11 protein-coding genes are annotated in these 18891 nt (G+C 69.6%); 3 read left to right on the forward strand and 8 right to left on the reverse strand.

From position 1 onward, the window contains the following. Positions 1 to 126: 126 nt before the first annotated feature. The 4 genes from ABAZ39_RS24665 to ABAZ39_RS24675 form a co-directional block, all read right to left on the reverse strand. Positions 127 to 1977 carry a TolC family protein gene (locus tag ABAZ39_RS24665; protein ID WP_051658499.1) on the reverse strand — a complete coding sequence of 617 codons (1851 nt, stop codon included), beginning with the start codon at positions 1975 to 1977 and terminating at the stop codon, positions 127 to 129. 66 nt (positions 1978 to 2043) lie between these two features. After that, complete coding sequence (locus ABAZ39_RS37420; RefSeq protein ID WP_308217022.1) at positions 2044 to 5571, reverse strand: Ig-like domain-containing protein; 3528 nt, start codon at positions 5569 to 5571, stop codon at positions 2044 to 2046. Between the two features lie 295 nt (positions 5572 to 5866). Beyond that, a complete protein-coding gene (locus tag ABAZ39_RS34735) occupies positions 5867 to 9508 on the reverse strand; it encodes a DUF4347 domain-containing protein (RefSeq protein ID WP_081863308.1) in 3642 nt (1213 codons plus the stop codon). A 415-nt stretch (positions 9509 to 9923) separates the two neighbouring features. After that, the gene (locus ABAZ39_RS24675) at positions 9924 to 10493 is read right to left on the reverse strand and encodes a GNAT family N-acetyltransferase (protein ID WP_040136571.1); all 570 of its coding nucleotides are present in this window, start codon (positions 10491 to 10493) and stop codon (positions 9924 to 9926) included. Between the two features lie 420 nt (positions 10494 to 10913). On the opposite strand from ABAZ39_RS24675, the gene ABAZ39_RS33400 reads away from it, so the two are divergent. From ABAZ39_RS33400 to ABAZ39_RS24690, 3 genes are all read left to right on the forward strand, one after another. Then, positions 10914 to 11582, forward strand: coding sequence for a phage tail protein (locus ABAZ39_RS33400; protein WP_051658500.1), 669 nt, complete (start codon positions 10914 to 10916; stop codon positions 11580 to 11582). Between the two features lie 107 nt (positions 11583 to 11689). Further along, a complete protein-coding gene (locus tag ABAZ39_RS24685; RefSeq protein ID WP_040136573.1) occupies positions 11690 to 12010 on the forward strand; it encodes a DUF6916 family protein in 321 nt (106 codons plus the stop codon). A 79-nt stretch (positions 12011 to 12089) separates the two neighbouring features. Then, complete coding sequence (locus ABAZ39_RS24690; protein WP_040136575.1) at positions 12090 to 12773, forward strand: phage tail protein; 684 nt, start codon at positions 12090 to 12092, stop codon at positions 12771 to 12773. Here the strand turns inward: ABAZ39_RS24690 and ABAZ39_RS37580 are convergent. From ABAZ39_RS37580 to ABAZ39_RS24710, 4 genes are read right to left on the reverse strand one after another with little or no spacing between them, the layout of a single operon-like run. Further along, the gene (locus tag ABAZ39_RS37580; protein ID WP_051658501.1) at positions 12742 to 14568 is read right to left on the reverse strand and encodes an alpha/beta fold hydrolase; all 1827 of its coding nucleotides are present in this window, start codon (positions 14566 to 14568) and stop codon (positions 12742 to 12744) included. The two genes, ABAZ39_RS24690 and ABAZ39_RS37580, sit on opposite strands and share 32 nt — an antisense overlap. Further along, the gene (locus tag ABAZ39_RS24700; protein WP_040136577.1) at positions 14565 to 17006 is read right to left on the reverse strand and encodes a glycosyl hydrolase 2 galactose-binding domain-containing protein; all 2442 of its coding nucleotides are present in this window, start codon (positions 17004 to 17006) and stop codon (positions 14565 to 14567) included. The genes ABAZ39_RS37580 and ABAZ39_RS24700 overlap by 4 nt, the downstream gene beginning before the upstream one ends. Before the next feature lie 6 nt (positions 17007 to 17012). Further along, positions 17013 to 17915 (reverse strand): DUF1839 family protein, encoded by a 903-nt coding sequence (locus ABAZ39_RS24705; RefSeq protein ID WP_040136579.1) that lies wholly within the window; start codon positions 17913 to 17915, stop codon positions 17013 to 17015. 20 nt (positions 17916 to 17935) lie between these two features. Continuing rightward, positions 17936 to 18883, reverse strand: a complete 948-nt coding sequence (locus tag ABAZ39_RS24710) for an amino acid--[acyl-carrier-protein] ligase (RefSeq protein ID WP_081863309.1) — start codon at positions 18881 to 18883, stop codon at positions 17936 to 17938. Positions 18884 to 18891: the final 8 nt, after the last annotated feature.

The raw sequence follows: 18891 nt of genomic DNA on the forward strand, positions 1-18891 counted from the left end.
TGCACCCTTTGCTCCGGAAGCGCAACGATCCAGGATCGGCAAGCGGTCCGGTACGCTTATTTGTTTCAGCGCCGGGGCACCGGCACAGCCGAAAGGGGACGGCGACGGCGCGCCGCCCCCAAGGCGTCAACGCGCGGAGGCACGCCCCATCGGGGCCAGCGCGCCCAGCGGCACCGCGTAGATCCTGACCGGCTCCGACCGGGTGGACGGGCTGTAGGACACCGTCATCGGAGCGGTCATCGAGGCGGCCGGTTGCTGCGGCAGCTCGGCCACCGTCACGCGGTCCGGCACGGCCGCCTTGCGGTCCACCGGTTCCTCGCTGCGCGCGGCCATCGGGGCGGCTTTTGGTTCGGTCGTCGGTTCGGCCGCCTTCTCGACGGGAGCCTTGTCCGCCGGAGCCTTTTCGGAGGTCGCGGCGGAGGGGACCAGCAGATCCTGGAGGCGCGCCGTGCCGCCGGCCTTCTGCTGCCAGGCGCCCAGCCCGTCGGACACCGCCTGACGCAGGGTCGCGAGATCCTGGGACGGGACGGCCTCCGGCATCGGATCGACGCCCGCCGACACCATGACGCGAGCGTAGGCGTTCTGCAGGTCGGCGTAGACGAGATCGCGCCGCAGGTCGGAGACGAGTTCCGATACCTCGGCCTGGATCACGCTCATGTCGCCCTGCTGGCCGACCGTGCTGCTGTTGACATACTGCTGCCGGATGCGGCGGTCGATCGCCGCCTGATCGGCGTTGAGCGAGAATTCTTGCGACAGTTCGCGGAACTGCACCACCGCCACGCGCACCTGGCTCAGCACCGCTACGCTGAGGGCCTGACGGCGGAAGGAGACCAGCTCCTCCTGCGCCTTGGAGAAGGCGTGGGTGTCCGGGGCCGAGGCCAGCGACAGGATGTTCCACGACACCCGCGCCCCGTAATCGGCCCAGCGCTGGTTCAGCAGGAAGCTGTTGCTGTCGTAATGCAGGCCGGCGTTCAGGTCGATGCCCGGCAGCAGCTTCAGCAGGGCGCGGCGGGTCTCGTCGGCGGTGATGCGGGCGTTGTAGGATTCCTCCAGCAGCTCCGGGCGGTTGAGGAGCGCATAGGTCTCCAGGGATTCCACCGACGCCGTGATCGCCGGGACGTCCTTGCCGGTGACGTCGGGCGGCATCTGCAGGGTGAAGTTCTCACCCGGCGGCAGGCCCATCAGCGCGCCGAGCTGCGACTTGGCGGCGACCAGCTCGCGCCGCAGGGTCTGGAGCTGGCGCAGCGTGTCGACCAGCGCGCGCTGGTAGGACAGGGTCTGCAGCGGGGACTGGACACGCTGGGCCTCCAGGGCGTTCGCGTTCTTGCGCGCCGCCTCGATGCGCTTTTCCAGCGGCTCGATCCGCTTCAGCAGCCGCTCTGCCGCGACCGCCCGCCAATAGGAGGTGCGCACGTCCTGCAAAATGCCCTGGACGACGCGGCGGCGGCGCTCGTCGGCGATCAGGACGAGGTTGGAGTTTTGGCGGGCACGCAGGTAGCTGACGCCGAAATCGAGAATGTTCCAGGTGAAGCCCAGGTCGGCGGTCCGGCGGTATCGGTCCGTGGCCGTGGTGCTCTCGCCGGTGCGGCGGCCAGTGGCGAGGTTGAGGCTTTCCGACCCGGATTCGTTGTTGCGCCCGGTATAGCCGGCCCCCGCCACGAGACGCGGCAGCATGTCGAACCGCGACAGGTCGAGCTGCTGGTTGGCGACCGCCATCTCCATCAGCTTCACGCGTTCGTCGAGGTTGTACTTGATGGCCCGTGCCATCGCCTCGTGCATCGACACCGGACCGGCGATCGGCTCCTGCGGCGCCATGATCACCGACATGTCCTCGCGCAGGCGGGACACGTTCTCATCGTCGGTCAGAGGCTTCGGGCTGATGGAACATCCGCTGGCGAGCAGCGCGGCGGCGGCCAGGGCGAAGGACGCGCGGGCCTTGTTACCCCGCGGCCGGAGGGAGGAAGCGAACCGGGTCATTCTCGTCGGCAATCCATTTGGAAAGAAAAGCTCAAGCGGGGAAGACGGGGGGAGGCTCGGGCGGCGCTAGGCCGCCCGGCTTCCCGGAGGGACGTGCGAGGTAAGGGCGGCGAGCAGCGCCGCGGTCTGGGCATCGGCGGCGCCGTGGATCTGAGCCACCTGCCGGGAGAAGGCCGGGCGGGCCGGCGAAGTCCCGTCGAGGTCGGCGCGCGGGCCGGGGTCTTGCCCCTGCCCGTCCGGCGCGGTCGGAGCGATGCCCGGATCGCCCGCCGGCGCGTCGCCGGCCGGTGACTGTCCTCGGCCCGGCGCTGGCCCCTGGGGCTGGCCTTGCGGTCCACCCTGGCCGCCCGGCCGGTTGGCCGGCGCGTTCTCGATCGTGGAGCCGGGTCCCGTCTGGCCGCCGCCCCGATTGCCCGGTGCGCTGCCAAGCCCGCCGGTTGCGCTGCTGGAGCCACCTGGGGCCATGCTGCCGCCCGGCGCGCCGCCGGCGGCGCCGTTCGGGCTGCCATTGCCGGTTCCGACGCCCGTCGCGGTCGCGCCGGCTGCCGGTCCGCCCGTGCCGAGGCCAGCACCCGGACCGCCGCCCGTCGAGGCTCCGCCGAACGCACCGCCGCCGATTCCGGCACCGGCACCGAGCCCCCCGGAAGCGGAGCCGCCCAAGCCCGAACCGGCCCCGATGCCGCCACCCCCGACACCGCCACCCAGGCCACCACCCAGGCCACCACTGCCAAGGCCGCCACCGCTGCTGACGACGCCGCTCACTCCGGAGCCGGCCGAGCCGCCGGTGCCGCCGCTGGAGGGAGCCCCGCCCATGGCGGAGATCGTGATCGAACGCCCGGCGTCGCTGCTGGTCGAGTTGCCGATGTTGCCGATGGTGATCGAGCGTCCGGCGTCCGTGCTGCTGTTCCCGTTGCCGGCCCCGCTTCCGCTGCCGATCGACGAGCTGGTGATGACACGGCCCGCGTCGCTGCTCGTCTGCAGGCCGGGCAGGGTCGGCGCGGTGCCCAGCGTCGGGCCGACCGTCTGCGTCGTCCCGATCCCGGTGGACGTCGCGGCCGTGACGTTGGACGAGGAGGCCGCCGTCGTCGTGTTGCCGGTGGTGGCCGCCACGGCCGGTGGTGGCGGCGGCGGCGGAGCCACCGAATAGGTGGTCGTGCCGGCGTTGCCGGTGTTGCCGACGGCATCGCTCGCCTTGGCCGCGATCACATAGCTGCCGACGCTCAGGTCGGAGGCCAGGGCCAACTGCCACGTTCCGGTCGCGCTGGCGCGCGCCATGCCGATCGTCTGCCCGTTGATCGTCACGGTGACCAGGCTGTTTGCCTCGGCGGTGCCCTGCACGACCGGCGTGCTGCCGGCGGTGGTGTTCAGCGCCACGGTCGGAGCGGCTGGCGGCGTGGTGTCGATGGTCAAGGTGGTGACCGCCGACAGGCTGCTGGCATTGCCAGCCCGGTCGGTGGCCTGCACCTGGACGCTGTGCGTGCCGTCGGCCAGCGCCGCCGTGAACTGGAAGGTCCAGGCGCCGTTGGCGTCGGCGACCGCCGTTCCGGCGACCCTGCCGTCGACCAGCACGTTGACCGTGCTGCCGGCTTCCGTCGTTCCGGCGAGGGACGGCTTGGCGATGCCGGAAATCCGCTCGCCCGCCGCCACACCGGCGACGGTGGCGCTGGTCACCAACGGGGCGGGCGCCACCGGCACCGCGGTGTCGATCACCACGGCCAGCGCATCCGACGGATCGCTGACGATGCCGAACCGGTTGGTCGCCGTGGTGGTGATGTTGTGCGTCCCGTCGGTCAGAGGCGTCTGGAGGCGATGGACCCAGAAGCCGTTCTCGTCGGCCACGGTGGTTCCCACCGCGATGCCGTCGACCAGCACGGTCACCGTGGCGTTCGCCTCGGCGGTGCCGGACAGGGTCGGTCTCGTCACGTTGGTCAGCCGGTCCGTCGCCGACACGCCGGAGTCGGACAGGCCGCTCAGCGCCGTCCCGACCGGCTTCGCCGGGATCGGGGTGTCGATGCGCACTTGGCTGGTGTCACCGATGCCCGCCAGCGCGGTCAGCAACGGCCCCTGGGCGAGGTCCGTGACGATCGACCCGTTCAGCGCCAGCCCGAGGACGGAAATGCCCTGCGGCGCCCGGTCGCCGACCGGAACGACGTAGTCGAAGCGCAGCAGCGTGCCAGTGCTGCCAGCCGCGTTGTAGGTGGCGTTCCGGATGTCGCTTCCGACCGCGAGTTCCAGGATCGGATTGCCGCCATTGACGACGACCGTCTCGCTGAGCTGGACGAAGAAGCTGACCGTCTCGCCCGGCAGATAGGTCCGCGCCGGAGGAGGCGTGACGCTGACCACCGACGGCGGCGTGCGGTCCACCGACAGGCTGCGGGTCGCCTGGCTGGGGTTGCCCGCCGCGTCGGTGAGGCTGGCGGTGACGGTGTAGCTGGCGCCGTCGGTCAGCGCCAGCAGGTCGCCGGACGGGACGGTCAGGCTCCAGGTGTTGTTGGTCACCGTCGTGCTGTAGGTCTTGCCGTTCAGCGTCACCGTGACCGTCTGGCCGTTCTCGACACCGTTCGTCACGCCCGACACCGTCTGCCCCACGGCGCTGTCTGCCGCGTTCAGCACATTGTCGCCCGCCACCGTCGCGATGGCCAGGGTCGGCGGCGTGCGGTCGACCGAGACGCTGCGCGTTGCCTGGACCGCGGCGTTGCCCGCCACATCCGCCAGATCGGCGGTGACGGTGTAGGTGCCGCCGTCCGTCAACGCCAGCAGGTCGCCGGAGGGGATGGACAGGCTCCAGGCGTTGTTGGTCACCGTCGTGCTGTAGGTCTTGCCGTTCAGCGTCACCGTGACCGTCTGGCCATCCTCGACGCCCGTCGTGGTGCCGGCCACCGTCTGGGCCACGGCGCTTTCCGCCGCGTTCAGCACGTTGTCGCCCGTCACCGTGGTGATGGCGACGGTCGGCGCCGTGCGGTCGAAGGTGACGGTCCGGACGGCGGAGTCGGCGCTTTCCATCCCGGCGATGACCTGACGGACGGTGAAGTCGACCGCGCCGCTGAGGCCGGACACGTCGACGCCGGTGAAGCTGTAGGCGCCCGACGCGTCGGCGGTGGTCGTCGCCACCAACGTGCCGTTGGCGTAGAGCCGCACCGTCGTGTTGGCGTTGGCGTTGGCGCCGCTGCCATCGAAGGTGACGCTGGTCGCCTTGGTGATGTTGTCCGAGTTGCTGCTGCCCGTGTCCGACGCGGCCGCGAGAGTCACGGTGCTGGCCAGAGTGGCCGGGGTGATCGAGAGGCTGGCGGTGTCCATGCCTGCGGAGAAGGCGGAGATTCCACCGCCGCCCGCGGTCGCCACCTTGGTTCCGGCGGTGCCGCTGGTCTGGTCCCAGGCGCGGAAAGTGATCGCCGCGTTGAGAATGCCCGCGTTGGCGCCCGTCGGTTGGTAGTAGAGCCGATCCGTCGTGCGCAGCAGCAGCGCGTTTCCGCTGTCGTTCACCGTGCCGACCGCGGTCCAGGTGGCACCTCCGTTGGTGCTGTAGTACCAGGTGCCGCCTTCCGACGTGTCCACGCCGACCAGCGCGATGCCGGTTACGGCGCCGCTGTCCATATCGGACACGTTGGTGCCGAGCGCCACCAGCGACGATACGGCGGCACCGACGGCACCGCTGGGCGCACCCGCGGCCTGGGCGACGCTGGGCAGGGTAAGGACGGTGTCGGTCAGCACCGGGGCGTCGTTCACCGCGGTCACGGCGATTCCCGCCGTCGCGCTGGCGACGCTGAACTGACGGTCGCTTCCCTGCCCGCCGTTCGCGGTGGTGTCGTTGCCGACCGTGGTGCCCGCCGTGCCGGAGGTTTGATCCCACGCCTTGAAAGTGACGCCGCCGGTGACCGATCCGTTGTAGTCAGCGTTCGGCACGAAGCGCACGCGGTCGGTGCTGGCGAGCAGCAAGGCCGACGCGCCCGAGACGCCGGTGATGGTGGTCCAATTCCCGGCCCCGGTCTTGTACTGCCACGTGCCGTGGCTGGTGTTGGTCCCGGTGATCGCGATGCCCAGCGCGTTGCCGTCGACATCGGTGGCGGAGCCGGCGGAGGCCAGTATGGCCGCCACGGTGTCGCCGTTGTTGCCGGTGGCGTCTTCGTCGATGGCGGTCAGGCTGCGCTCGTCCGTGCTCAGCACCGGAGCGCTGTTGAGGATTTCCGTGTAGCCCGAGTTCGCCGTCTGCGTGCCGCCCTTGCCGTCGTTGGCGGTCACCACGACGCGCAAGTAGCTTGTGCGCGTCGGAACTGGTCAGCGTGTAGTTGGAGTTGGTCGCCCCGCTGATCGAGGCGGCGTTGGTGCCGTTGACATCGTCGGCCCGGTACCACTGGTAGGTGTAGCTCAGCGAGTCACCGTCCGGATCGCTCCAGGTGCCGGTTCCGCCGCTCAGCGCGTTGCCCACCGTCGCCGTGCCCGTCACGTTCGGCACAACGCTGTTCACCGGCGCGCCGTTGGAGGCTCCACCCGTCGTCGAGACGCTGACCTTGACCGGCGCACTCATGAGGTTCCCGGCGCTGTCCTTCGCCACGACATAAAGGTCGTAGTCGGTGCCGGCGGTTAGTCCGGTGATCGATCCGCTGCCGTCGAACGGGGACGACGACGCGCTGAGGTTGCCGGACTTCAGCGCCGCTCCGCCGCCGGAAGCCGTGCCCGCCTCCACTTCCGCGGCGGTCGGAGCGGTCGCGTTGCGGGCGACGAGGACGTAATAGACTGTCCCCGCTTCGTCGAGGCTGGCGGACAGGGTGAAGCCGGTGTCGGTGATGCTGGACGTGGCGGCAGCGACGTCGAAGGTCGGCGCCACTTGATCCACCGTGTGGGTGTCGCCGGTGAAGCCCGCGGCGATGTCGTTGTTCGCTGTGTCCTTGATGCCGGTGCCGGTGCCCTTCAAGTTCAGCCCCAGCGTTCCGGCGCCGGAGATGCCGGTGATCGAAACCGTGTAGACGCTGGCCGATACCTGGGTGACGGTGCCGATCGTGCCGGAGGCCGTACCGGTCGTCGCCAGCGTGAAGTCGGAGGAGTCGACGCCGGACACGCCTTCGCTGAAGGTCACCGTGTAGGTGACCGAGGATGCGTTGGCCGCCGGCGTACCGGACACCGCGATGCTGGAGATGGTCGGCGGCGTGGTGTCGACGACGGTGCCGAGGGTGATGGTGCTGGTCCGCGCGGTGCTGGTCGTTTCGCCATCGTTGACGACGACCGTGGCGGTGCGCGCACCCGCGGTGAAGCTGCCGGCGGAGTTCTTGTATTGGATCAGGCGGATCACCGCCTGGTAGTTCGCCACGGAAGCCGCACCGCTCAGGGTGATCGTGGCGCCGTCGTTGGCGAGCACCGCGATGCCGAACATCCTGGCGGTGCTGATATCCGCCGTGGAGAGGGTCAGCGTTTCGTTTCCGGTGTCGACCACGCCGCTCAAGGTAATGGTGGCGCCGAGCAGGCGCGTGTCGGTGTCCGTCTGCGCCAGGGTGGCGTTGGGCGCGATGAGCACGCCGGAACTGGGAGTGCCGCTGCTGACGGACTCGTCGCTTCCGCCGCCGGCCCCGTTCAGATCGACCGACGGCTCGCCCGCGTTCCAATGCACTTCGTAGGCGCCGATGTCGAGGGCACCGTCACGGATGCGGTCGATGCCGCGGATGTCGTAGCTGCCGCCGTAGCGGTTCGCGTTGCTGCTGTCGCCGGCGTTGATGAACGTCGTCGCGGTCGATGCCGGACGATAGTCGCGCAGACTGTGATCGGCGTTGGTGGAGTCGACGAAGGTCGCGTTGCCGGTTATGGCCCCCTGATAATTGTTGCCTTGATTCAGGGTGACGCCGGCACTGTTGTAAATGATGGCGTTCGGGTCGGCAAAACTCGTCCCGCCAAGATTGCCGGAGTTCCCCGCGATGATCGTGTTGTAAACGTTCAGCGTCCCCGTGCCCGCCGAACCACCGGAATAGACGCCGATGCCCGCCGTCTTGACACTGACGGCGGCGGCATCATTGTTGATGTAGCTGTTGTTGACAATGGTGACGTTGCGTATGTTTACCGTGAAGGCAGCCGTGTTGTGGTATTGCACAATAATGGAGCCCGGGTAGAGAGCCGAACTCGAGCCCATGTTCATGACGTAGTTGTTGTCTGCAAACAGACTGTTCTCGATCGTCAGCGTTCCGGTCACCTGCGCTCGAACGACCGCGAAGCCAGCCGTACCGGTCACCACACTGGCATTGTCACGGAAAACCGAGTTCCTGATCGTCAGGGATGTGGCCGCGGTGGTCGTGGCGATGGCGTTGTTCAGGTTGTCCTTGAAGGTCACGCCATCCACTACGAGCGACCCGTTCTGCAGCGTCAGCGCGCCCTGCAGAGCGGATGCCGAATAAAAGCGCTCCATGATGACGTTCTTGACCGTCAGCGTATTGCCGGACGAATTGAAGAGAATGCCCCGGTAGTCCGTCGTCGTGGGCACGTTGCCGCTGGAAGCGCCGGAGATCGTGATGTCGGCGATACCGTCGCCGTTCACGTCGCCGTTGATCGTGAAGCTCTGATTCGGCGCCGTCAGGATGGTTGTCGTGACGCCCAGGGAAATCTTGCTGGAGATCAGCGTCGAACTGAACTCGATCACGTCCCCGGCGGCCGCGTTCACGATCGCGTGGTTCAACGATCCCGCTGCCGTTCCGGTCGCCGAAGTGACGACCACGGTTCCCAGCCGGCCGCTGAAGGTCTCCATGGACGACAGGGCAAAGGGAATCGCGGCCTCGATGGACCCGCTTTGGACCTCCAGCGTCCAGTTCTGCCCTGGGGCGCTGCCGGTCTGATCGTTGGACACCGCCACGTCGGCTCCGGTGAGCCGGTGGACCGTCTGAACGAACTCCTGCCCCGCCTGTCCGGCGCCGACGTTGCAGGCGTAGAAAAGAAGGTCGCCACCGGGCTTCAGCGCAGCGCCGATCGCCTGGAGATCCTGCCCGCGGTTCGCCAGTCCGTCCGCCCAATAGGCGCGACCGGCAATATAAAGGTGGCCTTCGTTGCCGTGGCTGACGACATGGATGGAATCCAGGCCGGACATCCCGGAGAGCGCATTCGCCATCTGGCCAAGCGCCTCCTGCTGGGAGTCGAGCAGGACGACCTTGGCGTCGGGGGCGATGTCCTTGATCAGCGTCTGGTAGTCGTTCACGCTGGTGTCGACGAACACCACCGACCGGACCGTCCCCTGAACCTGGGCGGGTTGCGCCGTCACCGCCGCAGGTTCGGCATGCGGCGGAGCGGAGGCGGCCGGGGGTGCCGCCACAGGAACGTTCGCCTCCTTGGCGGCCCAATCGGCGAGCTTGTCGGCCTCGGCCGTCTTGGCGGCGCCCTGATCGCCCGGCGCGGGCTGATCGGGCTGCTGATGGACCTCGGCAACCGTGACGGCGCCCGCCGCGTCGAACATGAAGCGCGGTTCGAGAGCCATCGCGAACATCGACGAGGACGGCTTGTGCGTCTTGTCGGAACGCCCGTTCACGTTGTTGCCGTTCGAACCACGCTTGCGCGCCATCATCCGTCTCCCGCCATACGCAGCACCGCCCGACCTTAAGCCGAAAGCGGTCACCAAAAAGTGAACAGCCTGCGCGAGAGTACCACCTTTTCACAGTGGTTGACAGCGCATGAGTCTATAAAAGCGGCAAAGGAGGCACCCGATTTGCGTCGATTCGCATCATCGAGGAGAACAGCGCGTCATAATTTGATGCATTTGTTTCTGCGAAGCGCTCTGTATTTCATTGCTGAAACGAGCGCATATGTTGGTATGCTTTTCGCGCCGGCATTTCGCCGTGTGAGAGGGCAGGGCGTGGCGGATGCAAACATTTGCGTGCAAAGCGCGCACACCGATGTCACAGGCCCCGCATGCCATGACCGCGCTGGAATTCAACCCGGAAGACGCGGACCGCCCGGTCGCGTCTCCAAGAAGAGCGGCGTCAGGAGGCGCCGCCCTGCTGCATCTGCGCCGGCAGAATTTGCGGGGGCAGGTGCTGGATTCCCGGATGACCGGGCGGCAGCCAGATCAGCTCAAGGGACGGCGATGTCTTTGCCAGCAGATCGAAGCCCAAGCGATGATAAAACCAATGGACTCGCGTATCCACCTCGGCCACCGACAAGGTGATCGGAATGCGCATTTGCGCCGCGGTCCCCTGGAAGCTGCGCAGCAGATCGGTGCCGATGCCCTTGCCACGGGCCAGACGATGGATCTCCACCTCCGACACCCGCCAGTCGTAGCGCCCCAGATCCATGACGATCCGCCCCACCGGCTGGCCCGTCTTCTCGACGACGAAATCCAGGTGTTCCGGATAACGGCTTTCCTGCCCCATCCGCCGCGCGCCGTACTGCTGTTCGTAGAGCGTCCGGATGAAGTCGCGGTCGTGGTGCGCCTTGGCCAGCCAGGGGCGCGCATCCATGAACAGGCCCAGCAGGAAGTCGTCGTCCGATGGGCGGGGGAAGCGCACCGTCAACCCGCCGAGCAGCGGCAGCGACCCATTCAGAACGGCCATCGGCCTCACCCCTTCCGGTAGCACAAGCGTGCGCCCTGAATAGCCGAAGATGCGGACCTGACGCAAGAATCGCCGCTGCGGACCTTCGCCGCGGCGAGTGCCGTTTGAGTCGTCCGCCTCGGCACCGGCCCGGTGCGGAGCGACCCTAACCGAGGACCGCCCGACACCGCCTGCGACCGAGCGGACGCATCGCCCACAATCCGGCGGTGGCCAAATACATACGCAAATATGCAACCACAGGACTGTAATGCAAAGATAACAATCGAAAAAGTAACTTTTTGTATCGTCTGTTGCTCGGGCACTAGCCGGTGAGGAGAATATGTCGGTATGCTTTCTATCACATTCGGCGGCGTGGCGCGTCCTTAAGGAGACGCTGGCCACAGGCCGCCGCAACCGGTTTCATACACAGGAGGTTTCGCCATGGAAGTTTACCTCGGCCTGGTCATCCCGTTCGCCGGCGCCTACGCTCCGCAGTTCACCGCCCAGTGTCTGGGCCAGCAGATGCAGGTCAGCCAGAATCAGGCCCTGTTCGCCATCACCGGCGCGATGTACGGCGGCAACGGCACCACCAACTTCAACCTGCCGGATCTGCGCGGCCGCGTCATGATCGGGTCGGGCACCAGCCCCTACCTGAACAACCAGACGCTCAATCCGGGGAACAACGGCGGCGTCGCGAACAATCTCATCACCGCCCAGAACCTGCCCCTGCACACCCACGCCGCATCCTTCACGCCGTCGGGCAGCAGCACCAACGCGACCGTCACCGCCGCCGCGGCCATCCCCGTGAGCACCAGCGTCGGCTCCAGCGCCACCCCGGCGGGCGGCAACAACTATCTTGGCGCGTTCCAGCTCAGCGATCCGGGCGTCGGCATCACCATGGACGGCCCCTACAGCTCCGGCACCGCCTCGAGCGGCTCCGCGCTGATCGGTTCGGCCTCCGGCACCGTCACGATGGGCGGGTTGACGGGCACGGTGAGCGTTTCGGCCGGCGGCGGCGTCTCCAGCCCGACGGCGCTGAACAACATGCAGCCTTATCTGGCGCTGACCATGCTGATCGTCACCAGTGGCATCTACCCGATGCGCGACTGATCAAGGTTCCCCTGATCGCCGAACAGCGGATGGACGGATGCGGCGCGTCGGCTTCCTATGCCCGAAACGACCGCCGGACCTTCAGAACTTGAGCCCGGACCTTTGAGATGACCATCGACATCGCCACCCTGTCTCACGAGATGTTCGCCCCGCATCTCGGCCAGACGTTCCGTTTCCTGGCCCCGGAGGACGGGTCCGTGATCACGGACGTCGAGTTGACGAAGCTGACGGCGCGTCCGGAATGCACGCCGCGCTGGGCGAAGCGCACGTCCTTTTCGGCTCTGTTCGAAACCTACGGCCCCAGCCAGCTGTGGAATGGCAATTACCACATCGACCATCCGACGATGGGACTGATGGGTCCGTTCTACATCGTGCGCGTCATCCCACGCGCCCACGACCGGGGCTGTTTCGAACTGATCCTGAACTGAGTCCGGCCGCCACGTTCCCTTTCGCGGCATCACCGCACACCGTCCGCCCCAGCGCATCGAATCCACCGGAGATCTCGCCATGGACTTCTACATTGGCACCATCTTTCCATTCGCCGGCAACTTCGCCCCGGTGAACACCCAGCAATGTCTGGGACAGACCGTCAATTCCCAGCAGTACCAAGCCTTGTGGGCGGTCACAGCCGGCGCCTTCGGCGGCGGGCAGGCCAGTTCGACGTTCAACCTGCCCGACCTGCGCGGCCGCGTGATGGTGGGGCCGGGGATCAGCCCCTACACCAGCAGCACGCTCAACCCCGGCAATTCGGGCGGCACGCAGTACACGACGGTCAGCGGCGCCAACCTGCCGGTGCACACCCACAGCGCGGCCTTCCAGGGCGGCAGCGCGGGCGGCAGCGTGCCGTTCACCGCGACGGTCACGGTCCCGCTGAACCCTGGCGTCGGCAACAGCAACAGCCCGTCCGGCAACCCGGTGGTGCTGGGCGGACAGTTCATCGATCCGAGCACCGACGTGACCCTCAACGGGCCCTACATTCCGGCCTCGAGCCTGCCGACGCCGCCCAGCGGAAGCTCGCTGACCGGCGCGCTCTCCACCCAGGGCACGGTCAGCGGGGGGCCCACGGGCGCCAGCATCGCCGTGAGCGCGGGGGGCGGCGTCGCCGGCCCGACCCCCTTCAACAACCTGCAGCCTTACCAGTCGCTGTTCTTCTTCATCTTCATGCTGGGCTATTTCCCGTCGCGTGATTGACGCGGAGGGCCCCGGTCCCTTCCGGTGGGCCGGGGCCTTTCCCGCGCACGGCGCCCGTCGCGCCCGTGCCGATGCGGTCCAGCAGGTCATCCAGCAGGCCGGCGAAGCGCTCCCGCGCGGCGCGCTCCATCAGGCTGTGATCGGCCCCGGCGAGGCGCTCCATCCACAGCCCGCCCATCCGGCGCAGCCGCCCGCCGTCCGCTCCGGCTTGCGCCTCCAACTCGCCCAGCGTCACGTCGCCCGCGCTGTGGACCATCAGCGTGCGGACTCCGCGGTCGGTCAACGCCTGGAAGGCGTGGAGCACGTCGTCGCGGGCGTAGCCCCGCCCCGTCAGCCCGGCGCGCAGCCGCCCGGCCCCGATGCGCAGGCGGCGGGCCGCGCGCTCCGACAGGCCGCGGGCGACGCGCGACGCCTTGCGGTCCTGGCGCAGGATGGCCCGCCACACCGCCGGCTCGGTCAGCCGCGGAAGATAGGCGGCGGCCGGCTTCACCGCGCTGCCGATGGCCTCTTCCTGCGTCACCCCGTCCCCCAGAACGAAGCGGCCCGGATTGACCAGCACCAGCCCGATCGTCCGCGGGTCGGCCAGTGCCACATGCAGCGCCACCGCCGCCCCGGCACACAGCCCCACGGCGACCGCGGCGGCATGCCCCGCCGCCTCCAGCGCGTCGAGCCCGGCCTGCGCGTCCTCCACCATGTCCCGGCAATAGATCAGCCCGTCGCGGCGCCCCGGTTTCGACGCGCTGTCCCCCAGCCCGCCCAGGTCCAGGCGCAGCGAGGCGATTCCCCGCGCCGCCAGCCGCCGGGCCAGCCGCACCGACATGCGCCCGGTGCCGCCGTGCGGCGTGGCGCCGCTGTTCAGCAGCAAAACGGCCGGCCGCTCGGCGGCCGCGGCGACAGGCTCGCACAGGATGCCGAACAGACCCGCGCCGGGCCCGAAGCGGAGCGGGCGCTCCACCGCGCCGGGAAGCCGCAGACGGGGAGCAGGCGCCTCCATCGTTCGGCCCGGCCCGGCGGGCGCCACGCCCGGTGCCACGTCCTGCGCCAGCCAGGCCGTCGCCCGCGCGAAGGCCGAACAGTCCAGGGCCGCGTGCTGGACGCTGCTCATCAGCCGCGCGTGGTCGGGGAAGGGCGCCTCCTCGACGTTGGCCCCCAGCGCGCGGAACCGTTCGGCCAGAGCGGCGGCGCGGCCCTCCGGGCGGTCGAGGATCAGCACGCGCCGCGCCGGGGCCTCCGCCACGCGCGCGAGGTCGAGCGCCCGCAGAGCCTCCGCCGTCTCCGGAGTCAGGCGGAATCCGGCGCTGTCGATCCCCTCCGGCCCCACCGCGGGCGGGGCGTCCGCCGGCCGTTCGGCGAGCAGAGCCACCGCCCGCAGCTCCTGCAGGAAGGCCCGGCCCGAGGGGAAGGGGGACAGCAGGACCAGGGCGTCCGCCCCCACCTCGCGGGCCACCGCTGCGGCGAGCAGCCCACCCAGCCGCAACCCCACCAACGCCACTTCCTCCACCCCTGCGACGGCGCGCAGATGTGCGGCCGCGGCGCGGATGCCGCCGAGCCATGCGTTCAGACGGGCCGGATCGCCCTCCTCGCCGGCGCTGTCTCCGGTGCCGGGATAGTCGAAGCGCAGCACCGGCAATCCGGCCGCGGCCAAGCTCTCGGCGAAGCGGCGCCACGCCCGGTGGGTGGCCAGCGCCTCCCCGCCATAGGGCGCGCACAGCACGACGCCACGGCGCCCGCCCGCCGGGTGCAACCAGCCAAAGCAGCCGTCGAACAGAACGGGCATGGACGGGCCGGACGTCATGCCACCCCCCGGTAACGGGTCGGGTCCAGCCCGTTCAACGCGTGGACCTCACCATCGGGCACCGCCGCACCAGGGTGGCGCGGGATCAGCCGCACCCGCCGCTCTTCTCCCGGCGGGAGATGGAACCACTCTTCCGCCGCCCGGAACATGTCGTCCTCGATATGGACGGAACGGGCGAGGCGCCGGCTGGACAGAACCAACAACCACCCCTCGTCCGTCCGCTCCACGCGGGCGCCCAAACCCAGTTCCACGCGCTCCATCCGGCCGCCCCGGACAAAATGGAAGGCATCCGCCAGCGGCGCGCCGGACCGTGGATCGAACAGCGCCGCCACCACCGCGTCGTGCGTCGGCGGGCCGAAACGATAGGCGCCGGTCAGGTCGACAAAGCGGTCGGGCAGAGACGCCGCCGGAACCACCTGCGCGCTGCGCGGCGGCAGGGTGAGCGTCCGCTCGGCCCGCAGCACCGGAACCTCGCCCCGCCGCAGGGCGGTCAGGGTCAGCACCGCCTCCACCGGCTCCGCCGTCTCGTTGAGCAGATGGATCGCCAGCCCGTTCACCCCCTCGTCGGTCAGCAGGACCTGCACCGGCCGGAAGGCGCGGCGCAAGGCGTGCCACGCCGCCTTCGGCACGCCCGCGGAGTCGACCACGCCCCAGCCGGCCCCCGGCCAGACGTCCTGGAACATCCAGACCAGCCCACCCGCGCAGGAGGAGCCGGCCCGCCGCCACTCCGCGAAGACGGCCTCCATGACCTCCCCCGTCACGGCGCGGGACAGCCGCGCGTAGCGGTCGGGGTCCTCGTAGCGCAGGACCATGGGATCGCCGCCGTACAGCGTCCGCAGGTAATGGTCCCGCACATCCTCGAAATCCCACGGGGCGCCGGGATCGCGCGGCACACGCGCCTTCCAGCGCGGGTCGTGGACCGCCGGCACGCCGGACAGCGCCCCGGCGGCCGGCATGTTGGCGAAGGCGAGGCACTCGGAGGCGAAGCGGACACTCGCCCGGCGCGCGTCCTCCAGCGGGCGGAGATAGGGCCCGACGCCGTAGTAATGGGTCACCCCCGCGTCGGCGGCGAAGGGCAGCGGCCCGCCGGTCGGGGAATTGGTCACGTAGGGGACGTCGGGCCGCGCCCGTTCCGCCTCGTCGCGCAGGACGGTGTCGAACAGCGGCTGGCTCCAGCGCTCGCGCGGCAGGCCGAGCATGGCCGCCTGCTGCTCCGCCTCGCTGCCGCCGCACAGGACGGCCAGCGACGGCGACGCCTGGACCCGATCGAGAAATTGCGCCGCCTCCCGCCGCACGCCGTCGAAGAACGGCTCGTCGGCCGGATAGTCGAAATTGGCGAACATGAAATCCTGCCAGACGAGGATCCCCATCGCGTCGCACAGGTCGAAGAAGGCGTCGGCCTCGTAGGTGGCGATGCCCGGCACGCGCAGCATGGTCATGCCGGTCTGCCACGCCGTCTCCAGCCAGGGGGCGTAAGCGTCCCGCGTCCCCGGCAGGGCGACGATATCCGGGCTGCTCCAGCAGGCGCCGCGGCAGAAAACCCGCTCCCCGTTGATGCGCAGGGCGAAGCCGTCGCCGGGCTCGCGCTCGATGCGGCGGAAGCCGGTGCTCCCGAGATCGATGCGCGCGTCGCCCACCGACGCGCGCACGGCGTGGAGCGCCGGGTTGCCGTGGCTGTGCGGCCACCATGGCTCGATCTCCGGCAGGCGGAGGTCACCGCGCAGTTCCCCCGGCCCGGTCCAGCGCAGCGGAGCCCGCGCCTCCCCCACCTCAAGCCAGCCCGGCGGGGAAGCGGACCCGTTCCAGGCCGCCGCCAACGTCAGGGACAGGCGGCCGTCCCGCCCCTCCAGCGTGGCGCGCAGGTCCGCGGAACGGACGCGCAGCGGACCATCCTCGGTGATCATCTCCACCGGGCGCCAGGGGCCGACCGCCGGCACGGGCGGGCACCATCCGGGCATGTGCCCCAGCAGCGTGGTCCGCACTGTTCGCAGTCCTGCCGGCTCGGCCAGCCGGACCGGCCAGCGGCCCCGCCCCTTCCGCGCCTTCAGCACTGGATTCAGGGCCCGGAAGACGATGCGCAGCGCGTGCGTGCCGCGCAGCGTGACGGGCACGTCGTGGCTTTGGAACATGCTGTCGCTGGCCAGGATGCGCTTGCCGTCCAGCCAGACCTCCGCGATGGTGGCGAGGCCATGGAAGCGCAGGGTGCAAGGCCCGTCACCGCTCAGCCGCACCCGGTACCAGACGTCGCGGTCGTGGAGGGGAAGCGGATCGCCCAGCCGGTAGAGCCCGGCCTCGCGCAGCGCCTGAGCGACGGTGCCAGGCACCGGGGCGGGCAGCCAGTCCCCGCCGGGCGTCGCCCCCGGCTCGGTCACGCACAGTTCCCACCCCGCGGACAGGGGCGTCACGCTGCGGCCGGTCACGGCGTGAAGGCGCGCCATGGTCGGTCACCCGTAGCGGCGGAGCAGCGCGCCGAGCGCGCGGTCGTACGCTCGCTCCATCGCCTCCAGCGGTTCCGCGTAATCGCCGAAGCGCCGCCGGTGCACGCCGCGCGCGAGTTGGAACTGGAACGCCTTGGCGGTGGCGGAGAGGGTGGCGCATGCCTCCGCCGCCTCCGCCGGCCCGCCGATCCAGCGAACATGCATCCCGAGAAGCTCGAAATTCGCCCCCACCTGCCGCAGCGTGTTGAAGGCGTAGAGATGGAAATAGTCCATGGGCCGGGCGGCCAGTATCTCCAGTTGCTCCGGCAACGCGGCGCGGAAGGCAGCGATGGGGTTGCCCGCCGGGCGACGGCGCAGATGGTGGGACAGGAGCCCACGCGAGGCGTCCATCAAAGCCTCTCCCTCCAAGGCCGGGCCGCTGCGCTTCACGAACTCCACATAGGGGAACAGGGGGGCGGGGGCGAACAGGCCATCGTAGTCCTCCCCTTCCAGCGTGAAGCGCCCGGCGTTGTGGATGTAGTCGAGCCGCCGCGCGCCCGCGTCCATGCCGAGGATCGCGATGGTCGTCTTGACGTGCTGCGCGCGATACGACGTCCCCCGCGTGTCCGGCAGGTGATAGCCGTCCACCTCGACCAGCACGGGACGCCCGCGCGCCACCTGCACCGCCGCGTGGGTCTCCAGCCGGTCGTAGAGGGCGAGTTCCTGCACCTCCAGCCCATAGAGGCGGCGCAGGTCCTCCGGCGGCACCTTGAAGAAGGTGAACTGGTCGCCTTCGAAATCCTGCGCGACGGTGAAGGCCAGGGCCGCCATCGGCTCCATCCCCAGCGCCCGCAGCAGCCCGAGCCACAGGTCGGTGTAGCAGTTGGTCTCCGCCCAGTCGCGGTCCGGCCTGTCGAGCGGATGCGCCATGCCCGGCCTCCCCTGCCCGCTCAGCCCCAAAGGACGGCGCGCACGGCGGCGGGCCACGCTTTCACGTCGAAGCCGTGATGGCGGAACAGCGCCAGCGCCACCCGCTCCATCCCGAAGCCGACGCAGGCCGTGTGGGCGACCGCGCCATCCGTGGTCCGCAGATCCCACAGCAGCCCGAAATGGTCCTGGTGGTAGTTGAAGCTGAGGCAGGCGGTCGGCTGCTCCGCCGACGCGATGGGGATCAGCAGTTCGAATTTCAGGCCCTGGTCGCGCTGGCTGGCCGCCAGCATCCGCCCGGCCCGCCCGAAGAAGGGGTCGTTCGCCAGATCGACGGCGACCGGCAGGGCCAGCGATTCCATCAGCGCCCGCCCGCGCTCCACCCAGCTTTGCCGGAATTCCATGACCTGCTCCGGCGTGCCGACGCGCACATATTCGCGCATCCGGAACATCTGCATCCGCGCCGGGTCCAGCGACGGTTCATGGCGGAAGCAGTAGGAATAGACATCGACCAGCGCGCCGTCGGCGGGCAGCGGCCCGCGCTCCGCGATGGTGGGGTAGACGGGGTAGCAGGCGGCGGGGGTCAGGACGACGTTGGTCGCCAACTGGGCGTCGGTCCACTCCTCCCCCTCCTCCAGCCGGCGCAGCAGGGATTGATGGGCGCGCTCGTCGCCCTTGAAGGCGTGAACGGTGCCGGCCAGATGCGGGAAGCTCTTCAGATAGCCGCTCTGTTCGAACTGATGGCGGGCCACCCCCGGGGGAAAGCGCATGACGTCCGCCCCGTCGTCGCCGCCCCAGGTGGTGATCAGGTCGTTGAAGCGCTCCACGACATCCTCGAAGACGCCGCTGCGGCCGTACAGCCCATCGACCCCCGTGGGGATCAGCAGCCCGGCCGCGATCAGCGCGTCGCGGAACGCCGCCTGCCCATTCTCCACCGGTGTGCCCTCTGCCCGCATGTCCATCCGCCGCATTCCGTTCC

It is taken from the genome of Azospirillum argentinense, assembly GCF_000632475.1.
Classification (GTDB): domain Bacteria; phylum Pseudomonadota; class Alphaproteobacteria; order Azospirillales; family Azospirillaceae; genus Azospirillum; species Azospirillum baldaniorum.